This is a genomic window from Novosphingobium umbonatum (genome assembly GCF_004005905.1).
Classification (GTDB): Bacteria; Pseudomonadota; Alphaproteobacteria; order Sphingomonadales; family Sphingomonadaceae; genus Novosphingobium; species Novosphingobium umbonatum.
Genome location: NZ_SACO01000006.1, coordinates 173,945 through 190,909, shown reverse-complemented (window position 1 = coordinate 190,909; position 16,965 = coordinate 173,945). Strand labels below are relative to the sequence as shown.

At 62.3% G+C, this 16,965-nt stretch carries 19 protein-coding genes; 7 read left to right on the top strand and 12 right to left on the bottom strand.

Annotation, left to right across the window (positions count from 1 at the left end; translation table 11 throughout):
* The 3 genes from EOE18_RS10240 (at position 1) to EOE18_RS10230 (ending at position 2,223) form a co-directional block, all read left to right on the top strand.
* On the top strand, positions 1-801 hold the full coding sequence (locus EOE18_RS10240; protein WP_127709102.1) for a LytR/AlgR family response regulator transcription factor: 801 nt from the start codon (positions 1-3) through the stop codon (positions 799-801).
* 78 nt (positions 802-879) lie between these two features.
* Entirely contained in the window at positions 880-1,755 is an 876-nt protein-coding gene (gene nadC, locus EOE18_RS10235) for a carboxylating nicotinate-nucleotide diphosphorylase (RefSeq protein ID WP_127709100.1), read from the top strand.
* A 33-nt stretch (positions 1,756-1,788) separates the two neighbouring features.
* On the top strand, positions 1,789-2,223 hold the full coding sequence (locus EOE18_RS10230; protein ID WP_220445992.1) for a hypothetical protein: 435 nt from the start codon (positions 1,789-1,791) through the stop codon (positions 2,221-2,223).
* Position 2,224: 1 nt separating this feature from the next.
* Here EOE18_RS10230 and EOE18_RS10225 read toward each other — a convergent pair whose 3' ends face one another.
* Positions 2,225-2,692 carry a nucleoside deaminase gene (locus EOE18_RS10225; protein WP_246027378.1) on the bottom strand — a complete coding sequence of 156 codons (468 nt, stop codon included), beginning with the start codon at positions 2,690-2,692 and terminating at the stop codon, positions 2,225-2,227.
* A 119-nt stretch (positions 2,693-2,811) separates the two neighbouring features.
* On the opposite strand from EOE18_RS10225, the gene rpmB reads away from it, so the two are divergent.
* Positions 2,812-3,102, top strand: a complete 291-nt coding sequence (gene rpmB, locus EOE18_RS10220) for a 50S ribosomal protein L28 (protein ID WP_127709096.1) — start codon at positions 2,812-2,814, stop codon at positions 3,100-3,102.
* 218 nt (positions 3,103-3,320) lie between these two features.
* Here rpmB and EOE18_RS10215 read toward each other — a convergent pair whose 3' ends face one another.
* From EOE18_RS10215 to xseA, 4 genes are all read right to left on the bottom strand, one after another.
* Positions 3,321-6,377, bottom strand: a complete 3,057-nt coding sequence (locus EOE18_RS10215; protein WP_127709094.1) for a TonB-dependent receptor plug domain-containing protein — start codon at positions 6,375-6,377, stop codon at positions 3,321-3,323.
* 411 nt (positions 6,378-6,788) lie between these two features.
* Entirely contained in the window at positions 6,789-7,610 is an 822-nt protein-coding gene (locus tag EOE18_RS10210) for a M23 family metallopeptidase (protein WP_246027377.1), read from the bottom strand.
* A gap of 2 nt (positions 7,611-7,612) precedes the next feature.
* Positions 7,613-7,813 carry a DUF2093 domain-containing protein gene (locus EOE18_RS10205; protein ID WP_127709092.1) on the bottom strand — a complete coding sequence of 67 codons (201 nt, stop codon included), beginning with the start codon at positions 7,811-7,813 and terminating at the stop codon, positions 7,613-7,615.
* Between the two features lie 18 nt (positions 7,814-7,831).
* Positions 7,832-9,328: an exodeoxyribonuclease VII large subunit gene (gene xseA, locus EOE18_RS10200; RefSeq protein ID WP_181953038.1), complete on the bottom strand. Its 1,497-nt coding sequence runs from the start codon at positions 9,326-9,328 to the stop codon at positions 7,832-7,834.
* Here xseA and purD point away from each other — a divergent pair.
* Positions 9,327-10,616 carry a phosphoribosylamine--glycine ligase gene (purD, locus tag EOE18_RS10195; protein ID WP_127709090.1) on the top strand — a complete coding sequence of 430 codons (1,290 nt, stop codon included), beginning with the start codon at positions 9,327-9,329 and terminating at the stop codon, positions 10,614-10,616. The two genes, xseA and purD, sit on opposite strands and share 2 nt — an antisense overlap.
* Positions 10,617-10,713: 97 nt before the next feature.
* Here purD and EOE18_RS10190 read toward each other — a convergent pair whose 3' ends face one another.
* Entirely contained in the window at positions 10,714-10,902 is a 189-nt protein-coding gene (locus EOE18_RS10190; protein WP_127709088.1) for a hypothetical protein, read from the bottom strand.
* A 415-nt stretch (positions 10,903-11,317) separates the two neighbouring features.
* Positions 11,318-12,313 (bottom strand): adenosine kinase, encoded by a 996-nt coding sequence (locus tag EOE18_RS10185; protein ID WP_127709083.1) that lies wholly within the window; start codon positions 12,311-12,313, stop codon positions 11,318-11,320.
* Between the two features lie 151 nt (positions 12,314-12,464).
* On the opposite strand from EOE18_RS10185, the gene EOE18_RS10180 reads away from it, so the two are divergent.
* Complete coding sequence (locus tag EOE18_RS10180) at positions 12,465-12,920, top strand: hypothetical protein (protein WP_127709081.1); 456 nt, start codon at positions 12,465-12,467, stop codon at positions 12,918-12,920.
* 118 nt (positions 12,921-13,038) lie between these two features.
* Positions 13,039-13,374 carry a hypothetical protein gene (locus EOE18_RS10175; RefSeq protein WP_127709079.1) on the top strand — a complete coding sequence of 112 codons (336 nt, stop codon included), beginning with the start codon at positions 13,039-13,041 and terminating at the stop codon, positions 13,372-13,374.
* Positions 13,375-13,419: 45 nt separating this feature from the next.
* Here the strand turns inward: EOE18_RS10175 and EOE18_RS10170 are convergent, their stop codons facing one another.
* Genes EOE18_RS10170 through sufC form a run of 5 tightly spaced genes read right to left on the bottom strand, consistent with a single transcriptional unit; the run spans position 13,420 to position 16,964 of the window.
* The gene (locus EOE18_RS10170) at positions 13,420-13,773 is read right to left on the bottom strand and encodes a HesB/IscA family protein (RefSeq protein WP_127709077.1); all 354 of its coding nucleotides are present in this window, start codon (positions 13,771-13,773) and stop codon (positions 13,420-13,422) included.
* Entirely contained in the window at positions 13,773-14,294 is a 522-nt protein-coding gene (locus EOE18_RS10165) for an SUF system Fe-S cluster assembly protein (RefSeq protein WP_127709075.1), read from the bottom strand. Before EOE18_RS10165 ends, EOE18_RS10170 begins: the two co-directional genes overlap by 1 nt.
* The gene (locus EOE18_RS10160; RefSeq protein ID WP_127709073.1) at positions 14,294-15,505 is read right to left on the bottom strand and encodes an aminotransferase class V-fold PLP-dependent enzyme; all 1,212 of its coding nucleotides are present in this window, start codon (positions 15,503-15,505) and stop codon (positions 14,294-14,296) included. The genes EOE18_RS10165 and EOE18_RS10160 overlap by 1 nt, the downstream gene beginning before the upstream one ends.
* On the bottom strand, positions 15,502-16,224 hold the full coding sequence (locus tag EOE18_RS10155; protein ID WP_127709071.1) for a SufD family Fe-S cluster assembly protein: 723 nt from the start codon (positions 16,222-16,224) through the stop codon (positions 15,502-15,504). The genes EOE18_RS10160 and EOE18_RS10155 overlap by 4 nt, the downstream gene beginning before the upstream one ends.
* Positions 16,221-16,964 carry a Fe-S cluster assembly ATPase SufC gene (sufC, locus tag EOE18_RS10150; RefSeq protein ID WP_127709069.1) on the bottom strand — a complete coding sequence of 248 codons (744 nt, stop codon included), beginning with the start codon at positions 16,962-16,964 and terminating at the stop codon, positions 16,221-16,223. The genes EOE18_RS10155 and sufC overlap by 4 nt, the downstream gene beginning before the upstream one ends.
* Between the last annotated feature and the right edge of the window lies 1 nt (position 16,965).

The following is a 16,965-nucleotide window of genomic DNA, read 5'->3' as shown; positions in this document are numbered from 1 at the left end:
ATGACCATCCGCACCATCCTCGTCGATGATGAAAAGCTGGCGATTGCGGGCCTTGCCCTGCGGCTTGAAAAATTCCCCGATGTGGAAATCATCGATACCTGCAACAATGGCCGAGAGGCGATCCGCAAGATCAAGACCGAGAAGCCCGATCTGGTGTTTCTCGACATCCAGATGCCCGGTTTTGACGGCTTTGCCGTGGTGAAGGGCGTGATGGATGTAGAGCCGCCGCTTTTCGTCTTTGTCACCGCCTATCAGGAACATGCCGTGCGCGCCTTTGAGGCCAATGCGGTCAATTATCTGATGAAGCCGGTGGATGAGGACAAGCTGGCCGATACGCTGGACCGCGTGCGCCAGCGCCTTGCCGACAAGCGCGCCTCCGAAGAGGCCGAAAAGCTCAAAAGCGTGCTGGCCGAAGTGGCGCCCGATGCGATGGAAACGTTGGAGGAAGACCCCAGCGATCCGGCTGCCGACCGCTATGAAAAGCTGCTCAACATCAAGGATCGCGGGCAGATTTTCCGCGTGGATGTCGATTCGATTGAACGGATCGAGGCAGCAGGCGATTATATGGTGATCTATACCGCCGACAATTCCATGATCCTGCGCGAAACGATGAAGGATCTGGAGCGGCGCCTCGACCCGCGCGTATTCCAGCGCGTGCATCGTTCGTGGATCGTGAACCTCAACCTTGTGCGGCAGGTGCGCCCCCACACCAATGGCGAATGTTTCCTTGTGCTGGAATCGGGCGCGGATGTGAAAGTGTCGCGCTCCTATCGCGATGTGGTGGCGCGGTTTGTGCATTAAGGGGCACGTCCGACTGCGGCGCGGATAGATGCCGGTGGGGTCTAGACCCTTCGCGCTTCCCTCCTCTATACGCAGCGTATGAGTTTTACCCTTCCCCATTTTGAACTGGCTGGCTTCGACCTGCCCGCCTACATCCGCTCCACCCTCGCCGAGGATCTTGGGCTGGGTTGGCCCGATGGCGGGCGCGATGTCACCAGCGAGAGCGTCATCCCTGCCGAGGCCCGCTTTGTCGGCGTGATGGACAGCCGCGATGCGATCACCGTGGCAGGCATGCCCATTGCCGCCGCCTTCTTCCTCGCGCTTGATCCACAGGCAGAGGTCGAAATGCTGGTTCAGGACGGCCAGAGTGTGCCTGCAGGCACCCATCTGCTGCGCGTCACCGGCATGGCCCGCGCCCTGCTCACCGCCGAACGCAGCGCGCTAAACACCGTGCAGCATCTTTCGGGCATTGCCACCATGACGCGCACCTATGTCGATGCCATGGGCGAGACGAAATCGGTGCTGCTCGATACGCGCAAGACCATTCCCGGCCTGCGCGTGCTGGAAAAATATGCCACCCGTATGGGCGGCGCCACCAACCACCGCATGGGCCTGTGGGACGCGGCGATGATCAAGGACAACCATGTGGCCGTGGCGGGCGGAGTTGGCCCCGCCGTGGCCCGTGCCAAGGCCGCAGGCGTGCAGCGCATCATCTGCGAGGTCGATCACCTCGACCAGATCGAACCCGCGCTGAAGGCGGGCGCCACGCATCTCCTGCTCGACAATATGGGGCCGGACATGTTGCGCGTGGCGGTGGCCCAAGTGGCGGGCCGTGTCGCCTGTGAAGCCAGCGGCGGGGTGCGACTCGACACGATTGCCGCCATCGCTGCCTCGGGCGTCGATTATATTTCGGTGGGCCGCCTGACCCAAAGCGCGCCAGCGGTGGATATCGGCCTCGACTTTGCCTCGGTTTGAGGCAATCATGGATCTGACATTGGAATGGAACGGATGATGCGCCCGAAATCTCTGGAATGGTTTGACCGCATTTTTTACGTTTCCATGGCGATCTTGCTGGGCACCGGTTACCTCAACCTGACCGGTATTCGCGACCAGATGATGGAACAGCATGTAGACGATTATACCGCACTGTGGACGGCTGCCCTGTCGCTGCTGCTCAACATCGGCGTCACCACGCTCAATTGGTATTTCGTCTCGCGCCGCGGCAACAAGATTGCCATTGTGTTGTGGATCATCATCAATCTGTTCAGTGTGTTGACGTTGCCGAAACTGATCAAAGTCGTGGCTTTGAGCGACGTGCCCTTTGTGGCCATTGCTCCTTCGCTGCTGGGTACCTTTCTGGCCTGCGCCAGCGTGGTCATGCTGTTTCAGCGCGATGCACAAAACTGGTTCAAGGCCCAGCAGGGTAAGAAAGACCCGCAGTAATTCAGCGCCGCGCGCGGAAAAATTCGCGCAGCATGTCCGCCGCCTCTACCTCTCCCATGCCAGAATAGACCTCGGGCCGATGCAGGCATTGGGGCTGGTCAAACACCCGCGCCCCCTGCGCCACAGCGCCGCCCTTGGGGTCTGGCGCAGCGTAATAAACGCGGGCGATGCGGGCATGGGCAATGGCGCCCGCACACATCGCACAGGGCTCCAGACTGACCCACAGGTCACACCCTTCCAGCCTTTCCTGCCCCAGCGCCTTTGCAGCGGCGCGTAGCGCCAGAATCTCGGCATGGGCGGTGGGGTCGCAAAGGCCGCGCGGGCGGTTATGCGCGGCGGCGATCACCGCGCCATCCTTGACGATCACCGCGCCTATTGGCACTTCTCCAGCCTCGGCCGCCAGCCTTGCCTGGGTCAATGCCTGCTGCATCGGCGCGGGTAGGGGCCAGCGATGGGGGGCTTGCGTCATGATGGCCAAGGGTTAGCGCAGGCTTTCGTCAAGCGCAACTTGACCTTTTCCACACGAATCGCTATGCGGCCCCTCTCTCCCGTTACGGGATCATCAGATTCATTGAGCGAGTAACACCCATGTCCCGTATTTGCGAACTGACTGGCAAAGGTCGCCAGATCGGCCACAACGTCAGCCACGCCAACAACAAGACCAAGCGCGTGTTTCTGCCCAACCTGCAGAACGTCACGCTGCTGTCGGAAGGTCTGGATCGCGCTGTGAAGCTGCGCGTTTCGACCCACGGCCTGCGCTCGGTCGAGCATGTTGGCGGTCTTGACAACTGGCTGCTGAAGACTGCCGACTGCAAGCTGTCGGCCCGCGCTCTCAAAGTGAAGCGCGAGCTGGTCAAGAAGGTTGCCGCTGCCGCCTAATCGGCGACACAGCCTCGAGAGCACTCAAAAAGCCCGGTGGAGCCAGTCTCCGCCGGGCTTTTTGCTTGTACGCCATCCATGCCGTCCTCGGTGCCCAGAACCGCGCCAGAGGCCCCCGTTCCAGAGGCCCTCGTCAGAACCCGCCCATAAAGAAAGGGCGGCCCGCATGGACCGCCCTTCCCTTGTTCCAGCCAAAGGCCGGAGCCAGAGATCATACCTTAGTAATTAATCTTGGCACCGATCTTCATGTAACGACCCAGAATGCCCAGACCACCCTGAACAGGGTTATAGCCATTGGCACCATAGGTTTCCACGTCCACCGGCGGCATCTTGTCGAACACGTTGTTCATCGTGCCATAGATGGTGAACTTGTCATTCACCTTCACCGAGACGTTGAGGTCGGTGGTGATGTAGCGCGGCACGCGGCAGCCGGTCGGGCTGTAGCCGGGGTTCAGGCTGCAATCCATATATTCGCCGCCCTGGTCCATCGCCGACAGGTCGTAACCACCATAATAGTTGATGGTGTTGGTCACCTTCACCTTGCCGTTGAAGTCCAGCGCGTTGACCCAGGTGCCCTTCCACTTGGGCGTGCCCGAACCGGCGGTCAGGTTGAAGTTACCCAGCGTGCCATCATAACGCTCGACCGTGCCATCGGGATAGATGGTTTCCAGCTTGATGATGTAGCTGGCTTCCAGATTCGAGGTCCAGGTGATGCCTTCCCACAGCTTCTTCTTGATCTGTGCGCCAAAGTCGAGGCCGGAAACGGTCTGCGTATTGGCGTTGACCAACTGCGCCTGCACAAAGGCAACGCGCGGCGTGGCATTGGGATAGTTCACGTCAGGCGCATCGGCGATCACCGTGTAACCCGCCGGAATGGCCGCACCCGAATAATAGGCCGCCAGCGCCGGAGCGTTGGAAGGCTGGGTGATCACGCCGGTCTTCTTGATGTGGTAATAATCCACCGTGAAGGAGATCCAGCGAGCAGGCTCGAACACCGCGCCCAGCGTGATGCTACGCGACTTTTCAGGCTGCAGGTTGGGGCTGGCCAGCGAGGTCTGACCGTAAGAACCATTGGTGATATAGGTCGGGCAGCTGGAATAGCCATTCGGGTTCGATGCATCGACTGCGCGCGTGTTGCACCCGTATTGCGCAAGGAACGCATCGGTGAACACCGCCGACGTGTTATTGACATAGCCCGTGGTCGGCAGAGCATTCGCTTCACCGAAGGAGGGGATGCGGAAACCCTTCGAGAAGGTGCCGCGCAGCAGCAGTTCAGGCACAGGCTTGAACTTCAAACCAAACTTGGGTGAGAAGGAGGCCTGACCGCTCGAATAATGGTCCCAACGACCAGCGGCCGACAGGGTCACCTGCTTGATGATCGGGGCTTCGGCTTCACCATAGAAAGCGGTGATGCCGCGGCTACCCACGGTACCAAAGGCGTTGATGGTATAATAACGCTCGGTCGGGCCGTTGATGTCGCTGTTGGCGCTGGGCGCGTTCACAGCTTCATAACGCTGCGAGGCGCCGATCGCCCATTGCAGTGGACCACCGGGCAGATCAAACAGCTTGCCGTTCAGGTTCGCTTCCACCTGGAACTGGTCCGAAGTGGCGGTCTTCACATTGGTGGGCTTCACGTAATCCAGAACCGACTGCGAGTTCTTTTCCGGATTGACGAAATTGTAGCTGCCATCGGCAATCGCATCCAGCAGGTGCTGGATATAGACGTAGTTCTTGTAGGTGCGGCGCAGGTTGGTGTGCATCGCGGTGGCGCCGATGTTGAAATCGATGCCGTCGGTCAACTTGCCACGCAGGCCGCTGGCCACGCGGAACACGCGGTTGCGGGTTTCATTAACAGTCGGCGTATCCAGATCGCGACCAACCAGACGCGCGGTATAGCCCTGTGCGGCGAAGGGGTTGTTAGGGTTCAACGTGCCGTTGCTGGCGCTACAGCCCGGCACGGTGGGAACGCCATTGACCATCACCGCCGACGCACCATTGCGGGCGCAGATATAGACCGGCAGCGCCAGCACACCCGAACCCGTGGCATAGTTAGCGCCCGAGGCCGAGGTGTTGAACTGCTTGTAATAGATGCCGGTGGGAGCAGAACCGCGGATCACAGCCGGATTGCCGGTGTAATAGGACGAGGACTGCATCACATTGACTTCGACATAGCCTTCGATCGAGTCGTTGAACTTTGCCGTCGCCTTCATCGAACCGCCAAAGCGGGTGATGTCAGGCTGGATCACGCCATAGTTGTTGGCATAGTCCACCTGACACACGCCAGCGGTGGGCGCGGTGCCGTTGTAGAGGTTGCCGTTGGCATCGCGTGCGGCCAGATCGGTGGCGTTCAAAACATAGGTGCTGCCATTGCACTGGCCCGCGTTCAGCGCCTGATAGCGCGAACCCGAAATCGTGGCAGTATTGCCGGCATTGGCAGGACGCACATAGAAAATCGAACTGGTGGGCGTACCGGCGTTGTAGAGACCCGAACGGGTTACACCACCAACAACACCATTGCTCGCGCTGCCCAAAGCCGTCCAGTTGTCGGTGTTGTAGGGATAGCCGCGCTGGCTGTTGTAGAGCAGGGCGCTGTGGTAATAAAAACCACTGGCGTAGATGTTATAGCCATCCTCGTCGATGTCGCCCTTACCCACCGTCACGCTGAAGCGCTGGCTGGGAGCATCGCCACGGCTGGAAATGCCGCCTTCACCCTTGACCGACACGCCCTTGAACTGGCGCTTGGTCTTGACGTTGACCACGCCCGCGATGGCGTCCGCACCATAGGAAGCCGAAGCGCCATCGCGCAACACTTCCACGTTTTCCACGATGTCGTCGGGAATGGTGTTGAGGTCGACGAAGTTACGCGAACCGTCGTCGGCCAGCGGATAGTAAGCCGCGCGCAGGCCGTCGAACAGCACCAGCGTCGAGTTGGTCGACAGGCCGCGCAGCGACACGGCCGAAGCACCGGCGGCAAATGCGCCATTGGCGGTAAAGCTGTTGGTCAGTGCCGGACCGTTGTTGACGGCCAGAAACTGGAGGCCGTCCTGCACGGTGGAAACGCCGCGCGCATCCAGCGCTTCGGTGCTGAGCACCGATACGGGCGAGACGGTTTCCTTGCTGGTACGACGCAGCAACGAGCCGGTCACCACGATGGTCTTGGTATCTTCGCTGGCCGCCGGAGCGGTCTGTGCCATGGCCTGCACCGACATCAATGCCGTGCCAAGAACCATGGAAGCCACGCCCGCCCGCAAGGCGGTCTGGTAGGTCTGCTTCATGCTTTGCCCCTTGTTGCGGAGCGACGGCCCCCCGCCGCCCCGTACTGTCTTCCAACGGGGGAAAGGGCGGTGCGGACGATTGTTTTGCCGTCACCAACCCCGGCCTCTCGCCGGATCGATGACACTTCATGGCCGAGCAAAGGGGAGCCGGTAAAGATGCTGACATGAATGTCAGTTAATTATTGCGGCAATGTGGCACTTATGTAACAGGTCAAAGACAAAATTAACAAATCGCCGACTTTCCACATATAACCACTTTGCGACATAAAATATCACAGTGGCTACATTTTCGGGATAGAAGGCGATAATATGCCGCCATTATGCCGAAATTTTCGGGAAATCCAAGCGCGCAGTGGTTAACGCGCCTTTCCCCATAGGGCAAAGGCTAAAGCTTAAAAAATGCATCGGGACTCAGGATTGGGATACGCAAAACAGCGCAGGATCGAGCCGTGCCTCGCGCCAGCGCATGCCCCAATGCAAATGGGGTCCGGTGGCCCGTCCGGTCATGCCGACCAGCCCGATAGACTGGCCCTGCGCCACGCGATCCCCCTCCTTCACCAATAGGGCGGATGAATGCAGGAAAGCGCTGATCAGGCCCATGCCATGGTCCAGCATTAGCAAATTGCCTTCCAGCGTAAAGGCATGGTCCGCCGCCAGCACCACCACACCCGCGGCGGGCGCGGCATAGGGCGCGCCTTGCGGCAGGGCGATGTCCGTGCCCGAATGATAACTGCCGGGCACGCCCTGATAGATGCGCTGCGATCCGAACTGGCCAGAGAGGCGCCCCTTGGCGGGCCAAAGGAATTTCTGCGCCCAGCCTTCTGCCTGCTCGCCACGCGCACGGGCGGCATTGATTCGCGCCACTTCCTCGGCGCGTAATTTGGCATAGGCCTCGTCGGGCAGGGATGGCGGGCGCAAGGGCGTATCGACCTGCTCGATATGCCATGCGCGGGGAGCGATGGTCAGTTCTTGGGTCAAATTCTCACCCGTAGGCAGGCTAGCCGAGAGCATCGCCTTGGGTCCCGCATCACGGTCAAAAGCGATCAGGAACCGCCCCTGCTCCACTGGCAAGGGTGCCCCATCCAGCATGACCAGCGCCCCCAAAGGCACGCTGCCCATCGCCCAACCACCTTGAGTCAGCGCGCCTTCCACCATGAGTGGCTGTGGCGCAGCCAAGGCGCGACTCGCAACACCAGCCGCCAATCCGCCCAAAAGCAGACGGCGGGACAGCAAGGTCAAAGCCCCAGCAGGCGCTTGGTCGCCAATTCCGGCGAGGCATAGGCTTCTTGATGCTCCACGCTCCAATAGCGCAAAGATTCCAGCGGGATCATCTCGCCAGACACGGCGCAGAGCACGAATTTGCCACGCGTCATCATGGTAAAACCATTGGGTTCATAGCGCAAAGTGGCGGGACGATCAGCAGAGTTCATCAACATGGGGGCTTTCTAGCAAATTCAACCGAACAAATCATCCTGTTGCTTCACAGGCGCCGCCCGCTTCGCCTTGGCACGCGGTGCGGGGGCCGCAACGGGCGCCGGAACCACCTGCGGCATCGGCCCATCGGCGGGGGCCACTTGCACCACGCCATCGCGGAAATGCAACATCAGGCCCGCGTGAGTCGCCGCCACGCTGGCATCCATCACCGTGCGACCATCCGCCCCGCTTACCCGCGCATAGCCGCGTTTGAGCACATTATCGGGGTTGAGGCTGGCCATGATGCGGGTGACGCTGTCCAGCCTTTGCCGGTCGGCGCGGATATGGCTTTGCAGCAGGGCGGGATTGAGCCTTTGCGCGGAAAGCTGGGTCTGGGCCTGCCGCAAACGACCCGCCAGCAAGGCAGGCGTCAAAGGCCCGCCGCTGCGCTGCAGGCGCAAGGCCGCGCGCTGCGCCACACCCGCCAGCCCGCGCCGCAAGCGCTCGCTGGCATCGTCCAGAGCCTGCGCCTTGGCGGCGATCAAATCCTCCGGCGCGGGCAGGCGCTGCGCCCTTGCCTCCAGCCTTTCGCGCCCCAGCACCACGGGGCGCACCACTGCACGGCGCGAACGCAGGCCCAGCTCGGCCACTTGTGCCAGCAATTCCTCGCGCACGGGCACCGCCATTTCCGCCGCCGCGGTGGGGGTGGGTGCGCGCATATCGGCGGCAAAATCGGCCAGAGTCGTATCGGTCTCATGCCCCACCGCGCTGATGGTGGGGATGGTGCATTCGGCGAGCGCGCGCACCACCACTTCCTCGTTAAAGGCCCAGAGGTCTTCAATCGAACCGCCGCCACGACCCACGATCAGCAAATCAGGGCGCGGCACCGGCCCATCCTCCGCCAATTCGGAAAAGCCGCGCACGGCGGCGGCCACTTGCTCGGCTGCGCCCTGCCCCTGCACCAGCACCGGCCACAGGATCACCCGACTCGGGAAACGGTCCGCCAAGCGATGCAGAATATCGCGGATCACCGCGCCGGTGGGGCTGGTCACCACGCCAATCACGCGGGGCAGGAAAGGCAGGCGGCGTTTACGACGCGGGTCAAACAGGCCCTCCGCCTCCAGCCGCGCCTTGGTCTTGGCCAGCAGCGCCAGCAAGGCGCCCTCGCCCGCAATTTCCATCCGTTCGATCACGATCTGGTAATTGGAGCGGCCAGGGTAAGTGGTCAGCTTGCCGGTGGCGATCACCTCCAGCCCGTCTTCGGGTTGAAAGCCAAGGCGGGCCACGCTGCCCTTCCACATCACGCCATCCAGCCGCGCGCCTTCATCCTTCAGCGCAAGATACAAATGGCCCGAAGCCGCCCGCTTCACTCCCGAAAGCTCGCCCCGCACCCGCACAAAGGCAAAGCGATCCTCCACCGTGCGCTTCAAAAGCGAGGAAATCTCGGTGATGGAGAGCGCAGCCTGATTGTCGCCAGCCTTCTCCTTCGCTACCAGCCCGCCAGAGATCAGATCATCGGAATCGAAAGAGGCAGGCATGAATATCCTTTTGCTGGGTTCGGGCGGGCGTGAACATGCTCTGGCGTGGAAACTTTCGCAATCCTCTCTGCTGGCAAACGGTGGAAAGCTGTTTGCGGCCCCCGGCAATCCGGGCATTGGCCAAGTGGCCGAACTGGTCGCGCTGGACGCGACCGATCACGCCGCCGTGCTGGCTTTTGCCGAGGAGCAGCGCATCGGTCTGGTGGTGATCGGGCCCGAAGCCCCGCTGGTCGATGGTCTGGCCGATTCGCTGCGCGGGGCGGGCGTGCCGGTGTTCGGCCCCAGCAAGGCCGCCGCCCAGCTTGAAGGCTCCAAGGGCTTTACCAAGGATCTGTGTCAGCGGGCCAATATCCCCACCGCCGGCTATGAGCGCGTGTCCAGCCTTGATGCCGCCATAGCCGCGCTGGCCCGCTTTGGCGCGCCGGTGGTGATCAAGGCTGACGGTCTGGCCGCGGGCAAGGGCGTGACCGTGGCCATGACCATGGGTGAGGCCGAAGCAGCCGTGCGCGACATTTTCGCCGGTCGCTTTGGTGAGGCAGGCGCCGAAGCCGTGATCGAGGAATTTATGGAAGGCGAGGAAGCCAGCTTCTTTGCCCTGACCGATGGCGCCACCGTGCTGCCCTTTGCCAGCGCGCAGGACCACAAGCGCGTGGGCGATGGCGACACCGGCCCCAACACTGGCGGCATGGGCGCCTATTCGCCGGCCACCGTGCTGACGCCCGCCTTGCAAGCCGAAGTGATGGCCAAGATCATTGCCCCCACGGTGAAGGCTTTGGCCGATGATGGCACGCCCTATTCCGGCGTGCTGTTTGCGGGCCTGATGCTGACCAGCGAAGGGCCCAAGCTGATCGAATATAATGCCCGCTTTGGCGACCCTGAAACGCAGGTGATGATGGCCCGCCTGACCAGCGATCTGGGCGAATTGCTGCTGGCCTGCGCCGAAGATCGTCTGGGCAGCATCGAACCGCCCCATTTCTCGCCCGAACCGGCGCTGACGGTGGTGATGGCGGCGGAAGGCTATCCCGGCACGCCCAAGAAGGGCGGGGCCATCACCGGCATCGAGGCGGTGGAAAATGACAAGCTGAAAGTCTTCCACGCGGGCACGGCGCTGGTTGATGGTCAATTGGTGGCCGCTGGTGGCCGCGTGCTGAATGTAACGGCGCGGGGGGCCAATGTGACCTCGGCGCAAGCGGCAGCCTATGCGGCGCTGGATGCGATTGTCGCGCCCGATCTGTTTGCCCGCCGCGACATCGGCTATCGCGAAGTGGCGCGCGAGGCGAAGAACTAAACCCCCGCCCGATAAAAACCCCGCCCAATAAAAACCCCGGAAGCAGGTCCCGAACCCTGCTCCCGGGGAAAAAGTCTGATCGGGATATTATTGAAGATCAGGCGTAAAGCGTCACGCTTGCGCCCAACTGGCCTTGTGGGGGGGCGGCCAATTGCCCCTCCCCGTCCGAACCACCCTTGGACTTGCCCGTGGCCAATGCCACCGACGCCTCCGCGAGTTTGCCTTGTGCCGCCGTATTCGCCTGAACGGCGATCGGGGCAGCCGGAGGATTAATCGTCATGCTCATGGTGTGCTCACTTCCATAGCTGATGATCAGGCGTAGATGGATATCCCGCTAACCCCATCCGTGGCGGGCCGTGGCTCGGTCATGGATGGATCGTAACGGCTCGGCAGCTGCGCCTCGGGCGTCGTCGTGGCTTTTTGCACCGATGGTGAAATCGGCGTGGCGGCATAGGCCGTGCGGCCTGCGGGAGTACCCACCACCTGCGGGGCGACCGGGGAAACACCTGCTGTCATACATCTGCTCCGTATCGGGATGTGCGCGCCGCCTATGGCGCGCATACGTCAGGACGGTTGGCCTCCTCACGTATTAAGGGGGCCAGTGAGAAAAATATCACCGCCCCCCTTAAAATTCCGGACCAAGATGCTGGTTAACACGGCAAGGCCCAAACATGGGGCTTTGCACGGATCAACTTCAAGCTTTACCCAAGCTTTTCAGCCAACAGCGCCGCCAGATCCGCTTCGGGACGGGGGCCATAATGTGAAATAATTTCCGCCGCGCAGATCGCACCCAGCGTTAAACATTCCGCCAGAGGCTTTGCCCGCACATGGCCGAAAAGGAATCCGGCGGCGAAAAGATCGCCCGCGCCAGTGGTGTCCACCACGCGCTCGATGGGCTGGGCGGGAACATGGGCATGTTCGCCACCACGGATAGCATGGGCGCCCTTTTCGCTGCGGGTCACGACCACGCAAGGCACATTCTTGGCCAGTTGCTCCAGCCCCTCGTGGAAGTCCTCAAGCCCCGTCAGCGCAGCCAGTTCATGTTCATTGGCGAACAAGATGTCGATCTGGCCCTCAGCGATCAGCGCGCGGAAATCATCGCCATGGCGGGCAATCACAAAGGCGTCGGACAGGGTGAAGGCCACTTCGCGGCCAGCGGCGCGCGCGGCGGCAATGGCGCGGCGCATGGCACGGCGGGGCTCTTCGGGGTCCCACAGATAGCCTTCGAGATAGAGCACCTTGGCATTGGCAATCGCGGCATCATCCAGCGCTTCGGCAGGCAGGAATTGCGAGGCGCCAAGGAAAGTGTTCATCGTGCGCTGACCATCGGGGGTGACAAAGATTAGGCATTGCGCGGTAGGCACGCTGGCATCGCGGGTGGGCGTGTCAAAGGCGATGCCACCGGCGCGGATGTCATGGGCGAAAACGCGGCCGAACTGGTCATCGGCCACTTGCCCGATAAAGGCGCATTTGGCACCCAGCGCGGCCAGGCCAGCCAGCGTATTGGCCGCGCTGCCGCCCGACACTTCCTTGGCGGGGCCCATGGCGGCGTAAAGCTCTGCCGAACGGGCGGCATCCATCAAGGTCATGCCACCCTTGGCCAAACCAAGCTGTTCGATCTGCGCCTCGTCGCAAGGGGCGATCACATCGACAATGGCGTTGCCAATGGCAATAACGTCGGTGGTGGGCTCGGTCATAGGGACGATAGGCTTTCGATTGGGAATACAGACAAGCCTCTGCCCTAGCCAAGCAGGCGGGGAGCGACAAGAGGGGCTCGACCAGCGGCCTTTGCGGTTAACGCGCAACGGGCGGTTGACTTGCCCCCACGGGAGGGCAATCACCGCCCCCATGTTGCGCCGTTGGACAATCCTCGCCCCGATGCTGGCTCTGGCCGCCTGTAACGAAGGGGCGGGGCCGGTCGTCAGCCTGCCCCGCGCCATACCAGCGCCCGCGCCCAGCCCTGCGCCTCCGCGGGCACAGCCCCGCCCCAAAGTACCACGCCCGCCCGCCAAGGCAGCGCCGCCGCCTGCCCCGCAAGTCTTGCGTGCAGCAGGGCTGGAATCGGTGATTGGCGCGGGCAGGGCCGATCTGCTGCGCCTGCTCGGCAAACCGCGACTCGATGTGGCCGAGGGCGACGCGCATAAGTTGCAATTTGCGGGCGAGAGCTGTGTGCTGGACATCTATCTTTACCCTCAGGGGAAAGAGGGTCCCCTGCGCGCCACCTATGCCGAGGCCCGCCATCCGGCAGACGCCAGACAAGTCGACCGCGCCGCCTGTATAGCCGCTTTGCGCAAGGCACCCTAACCATCGGGCGCACCTGAATTTTCGGTTCACCCTGAATTTTCGGTTCACTGGACGGTCAGCCGGCGATGGGCACAAAGGGCTCATGGGGGCACCCAACTTTCCCCAAGGAAGTTAGCCCATGACCAACAGTGACTATACGCCCGTTCCCAATGCCCGCCTGTGCCATGATGATGCAGAGGCCCTGCTGGCCATCAATGCCAGCCTGCGCTCCCCCTCGCCTGAATGGGTGCATTTCCTCAGCGAGACTTTGTCGCATTGGTTGGTGGAGCAACGCGCTCCGCAAGGTGTGGTGGACGAAGCCAAGGCGCGCTGGCTGATCGAAAGGATCGATGAAGGCGACCGCCGCCCGCATCCTGCCGCCTTGGCCGTGTTGCGCCGATGCTGTGTGATTGCGCGGGATGTGCCGCGCCAGATGCTGCACTATTTGCGCATGCAGGAGGCCCGCCCTGCGTGATACAAGAAGCGCCGGAACTCCGCGGTGGGTACCGGCGCTTCTGACTTATACCGTAAAGCTTTCGCCGCAGCCGCAGCTGCCCTTGGCATTGGGATTGGCAAAGACGAAACCGGCGGTGAAATCATCCTCCACCCAGTCCATCGTGCTGCCCACCAGATAGAGCACGCTGGCGCTGTCGATGAAGAACAGCCCGCCGGGCGTCTCGATCTTTTCATCCAGCGGGCTGGCGCTTTCCACATAATCCACCGAATAGGCCAGACCCGAACAGCCACGGCGCGGGGTGGACAGCTTGACCCCAATCGCCCCTTCCGGCGCGCTGGCCATCAGATGCGCGATGCGCGCCTCTGCGCTGGCGGTCAGCGTGACGGCGGCGGGGCGGGGCTTACGGATCGTGGTCATCACAGCATCCCCAATTCAAGGCGGGCTTCATCGCTCATCTTGGCCGGATCCCATGGCGGATCCCACACCAGATGCACTTCGGCATCGCGGACGCCCGGCACCGAGGACACGCGCAACTCCACCTCGCCCGGCATCGATTCTGCCACGGGGCAATGCGGCGTGGTCAGCGTCATGGTCACGCTGGCCGAACCTTCGGGCGTCACTTCCACGCCGTAAATCAGGCCCAGATCATAGATATTGACCGGAATTTCCGGATCGAAAATATCCTTGAGCGCGCCGATCACGCCTTCATACAGCTCGCCGCCCGGTTCATGGGCCACAAGGCCGGTGGGCTGCTGGGCGAGGAAACCTTCAAGGTAATCCTTCTTGCGCGCCACCTTGTCGGCCAGCTTTTCCATCTCGCCATCCGCGCCCAAAGGCGGGGCGGCCGCGACATCGACACGGGCGCGCGGCGGTGGCGTGGCCGAATCCACCTCTTCCACGATGAAGCGCGGGGTTTGCTCAGGGGTTGTTTCGCTCATTAGCCGAAGATCCTCTTCGTGCGTTCAATGCCGGCGATCAGCGCGGCAATATCGCTTTCATCACTATACAGGCCAAAACTGGCGCGGGCGGTAGCGGGCACGCCCAGATGGTCCATCAAGGGCTGGGCGCAATGGTGGCCCGCGCGGATGGCAACACCCGCCTCGTCCAAGATTGTGCCTAGATCATGCGGGTGGACGCCTTCCAGCGCGAAGGAAACGATCCCCGCGCTGTCTTCGGGACCAAACAGGCGCACATCATTCATGGCCTGCAAGGCGCCGCGAAGCGTTTTGACGAGTCCAGCCTCATGCGCGTGAATGGCGGACAGGCCGATGCTCTGCACATAATTCACCGCCGCGGCAAAGCCGATGGCTTCTACAATCGCGGGGGTGCCAGCCTCAAATCGGGTGGGTGCAGGGGCCCAGGTGGTGCGTTCAAATGTCACACGGTCGATCATCGAACCGCCGCCCTGCCAAGGGGCCATGGCGTCCAGAATCTCGGCCTTTGCCCATAGCGCGCCAATGCCGGTGGGACCGTAAAGCTTATGCGCGGAAAAAGCGTAGAAATCCACGCCCAGCGCCGCCACATCGACGGCCAGACGCGGCACAGCCTGACAGCCATCGACCAGAATCTTCGCGCCCACACCATGCGCCAAAGCCACCGCACGCGGCACATCCAGCACGCTGCCCAACACATTGGAAACATGGGCCAGCGCCACCAGCTTGTGGGCAGGCGTCAGAATTTGCTCGGCGGCGTCCAGATCGATCTGGCCATCTGCGGTCAACGGGCAGACGTCGATTTCCACACCGGTCCGCTCGCGCAGCATTTGCCAGGGCACGATATTCGAGTGATGCTCCAGCGTGGAGATCAGAATGCGGTCGCCCGCTTTCAGATGCGCCCCGCCCCAGCTTTGCGCCACCAGATTGATCGCCTCGGTCGCGCCACGGGTGAAGACGATCTCGCCCTCCTGCCCGCCGATAAAGCCCGCCACGGTCCGCCGCGCCGCTTCATAGGCCAGCGTCATATTGGCGCTGCGGGCATAGACGCCGCGATGCACGGTGGCATAATCGCGGCCCATCGCGTTGACGGTGGCATCGATCACGGCTTGCGGCTTTTGAGCGGTGGCGCCGCTGTCGAGATAGTGCCAGATTTGTCCGTCCTTGGCTGCCAACCCCGGAAAATCAGCGCGGATCTTGGCGAGATCAAGGCTCACAGCAGGGCCTCCAAAGCCGCCTGTGCCGCCGCATGCAGATGGTCCTCATCCTCCGCCCCGTCAAAGGCTTCGGCGACAAAGGCTTGCAGCATCAGCGCCTTGGCACGCGCCGGTTCGATGCCGCGCGCCGCCATATAGAACAGGCCATTGGCGTCCAATTCACCAATCGCGCAGCCATGGGCGCATTTCACGTCATCAGCGTGGATTTCCAGCTCGGGCCGCGCATTGGCGGTGGCGCTGCGGTCCAGCAACATGGCGCGCATCGACTGTTGCCCATCGGTGCCATCGGCGCCCTTGGCCACATAGACCTTGCCCAACACGCTGGCCGTAGCGGTGCCAGCGGCCACGCTGCGCAGGATCTGGCGGCTGTTGGCGTTGGGTTCCATATGGCGCACCGTGGCGACGATTTCCGCCGTCTGCGCACCGCCTGCCAATTGCACCCCGCCCAGTGTGAAATCGGCGCCCTCATGCAGGGTGGCCTCGATCTCGATCCGTGCGTAGGCGTCAGCGCTGTTGAGCACATGGACGGCAGCGCGCGCACCAGCCTCCAGCGTCAACGACAGTCGCGTCACCCCGCCCTTGTTGATGATGGCGCAGGCAAAGCTGTCCCCCGCCGCCACCGTAATGCTTTCGGCATCGGGCAAAGGCCAGAGCTTTTCCAGCGCGGCCAGATCGGCATAGCGCCAATCCTCGGCCTTTCTGGTGGGCAAATTGCTCATGCCACCACGCCTTCGTAGCCTGCTTCCTCCAGCTCCAGCGCCAGTTCGGGGCCGCCGCTCTTCACAATGCGGCCATCGGCCAGCACGTGGACGAAATCGGGCTTCACATAATCGAGCAGGCGCTGATAATGGGTGATCAGCAGCACGGCCTTATCCGGCTTACGCATGATGGCATTGATCCCCTCGCCGCAGATGCGCAAAGCGTCAATGTCGAGGCCGGAGTCGGTCTCGTCCAGGATCGCCAGCTTGGGGTTCAGAATGCCCATCTGCACCATCTCGGCGCGCTTTTTCTCACCGCCCGAAAAGCCCACATTGACGGGGCGTTTCATCATTTCCATGTCCATTTTCAGCAAAGCGGCCTTTTCCTTGGCCAGCTTGAGAAACTCGCCCCCCGACAGCGGGGGCAGGTCATGGAACTTGCGCTGGCTGTTCAAAGCCTCGCGCAGGAATTGCAGGTTGGACACGCCGGGGATTTCCACCGGATATTGAAAGCCGAGGAACAGACCAGCGGCGGCGCGCTCATGCGGCTCCAGTTCAAACAGGTCCTGCCCGCCAAACGTGGCGCTGCCTTGCGTCACTTCATAGCCCGGACGCCCGCCCAGCACATAGCCGGTGGTCGACTTGCCCGCGCCGTTCGGCCCCATGATCGCGTGGATTTCGCCCGCGTTGATGGAAAGGTTAAGACCCTTGAGGATCGGCTTGTCCGCGACGGAGGCGTGGAGGTTTTCAATGGTCAGCATT

Coding starts and splice junctions, on each gene's coding strand:
- EOE18_RS10240 (WP_127709102.1), top strand. CDS start 1: ATGACCATCCGCACCATCCTCGTCGATGATGAAAAGCTGGCGATTGCG.
- nadC (WP_127709100.1), top strand. CDS start 880: ATGAGTTTTACCCTTCCCCATTTTGAACTGGCTGGCTTCGACCTGCCC.
- EOE18_RS10230 (WP_220445992.1), top strand. CDS start 1,789: ATGATGCGCCCGAAATCTCTGGAATGGTTTGACCGCATTTTTTACGTT.
- EOE18_RS10225 (WP_246027378.1), bottom strand. CDS start 2,692: ATGACGCAAGCCCCCCATCGCTGGCCCCTACCCGCGCCGATGCAGCAG.
- rpmB (WP_127709096.1), top strand. CDS start 2,812: ATGTCCCGTATTTGCGAACTGACTGGCAAAGGTCGCCAGATCGGCCAC.
- EOE18_RS10215 (WP_127709094.1), bottom strand. CDS start 6,377: ATGAAGCAGACCTACCAGACCGCCTTGCGGGCGGGCGTGGCTTCCATG.
- EOE18_RS10205 (WP_127709092.1), bottom strand. CDS start 7,813: ATGTTGATGAACTCTGCTGATCGTCCCGCCACTTTGCGCTATGAACCC.
- purD (WP_127709090.1), top strand. CDS start 9,327: ATGAATATCCTTTTGCTGGGTTCGGGCGGGCGTGAACATGCTCTGGCG.
- xseA (WP_181953038.1), bottom strand. CDS start 9,328: ATGCCTGCCTCTTTCGATTCCGATGATCTGATCTCTGGCGGGCTGGTA.
- EOE18_RS10190 (WP_127709088.1), bottom strand. CDS start 10,902: ATGAGCATGACGATTAATCCTCCGGCTGCCCCGATCGCCGTTCAGGCG.
- EOE18_RS10185 (WP_127709083.1), bottom strand. CDS start 12,313: ATGACCGAGCCCACCACCGACGTTATTGCCATTGGCAACGCCATTGTC.
- EOE18_RS10180 (WP_127709081.1), top strand. CDS start 12,465: ATGTTGCGCCGTTGGACAATCCTCGCCCCGATGCTGGCTCTGGCCGCC.
- EOE18_RS10175 (WP_127709079.1), top strand. CDS start 13,039: ATGACCAACAGTGACTATACGCCCGTTCCCAATGCCCGCCTGTGCCAT.
- EOE18_RS10170 (WP_127709077.1), bottom strand. CDS start 13,773: ATGACCACGATCCGTAAGCCCCGCCCCGCCGCCGTCACGCTGACCGCC.
- EOE18_RS10165 (WP_127709075.1), bottom strand. CDS start 14,294: ATGAGCGAAACAACCCCTGAGCAAACCCCGCGCTTCATCGTGGAAGAG.
- EOE18_RS10155 (WP_127709071.1), bottom strand. CDS start 16,224: ATGAGCAATTTGCCCACCAGAAAGGCCGAGGATTGGCGCTATGCCGAT.
- sufC (WP_127709069.1), bottom strand. CDS start 16,964: ATGCTGACCATTGAAAACCTCCACGCCTCCGTCGCGGACAAGCCGATC.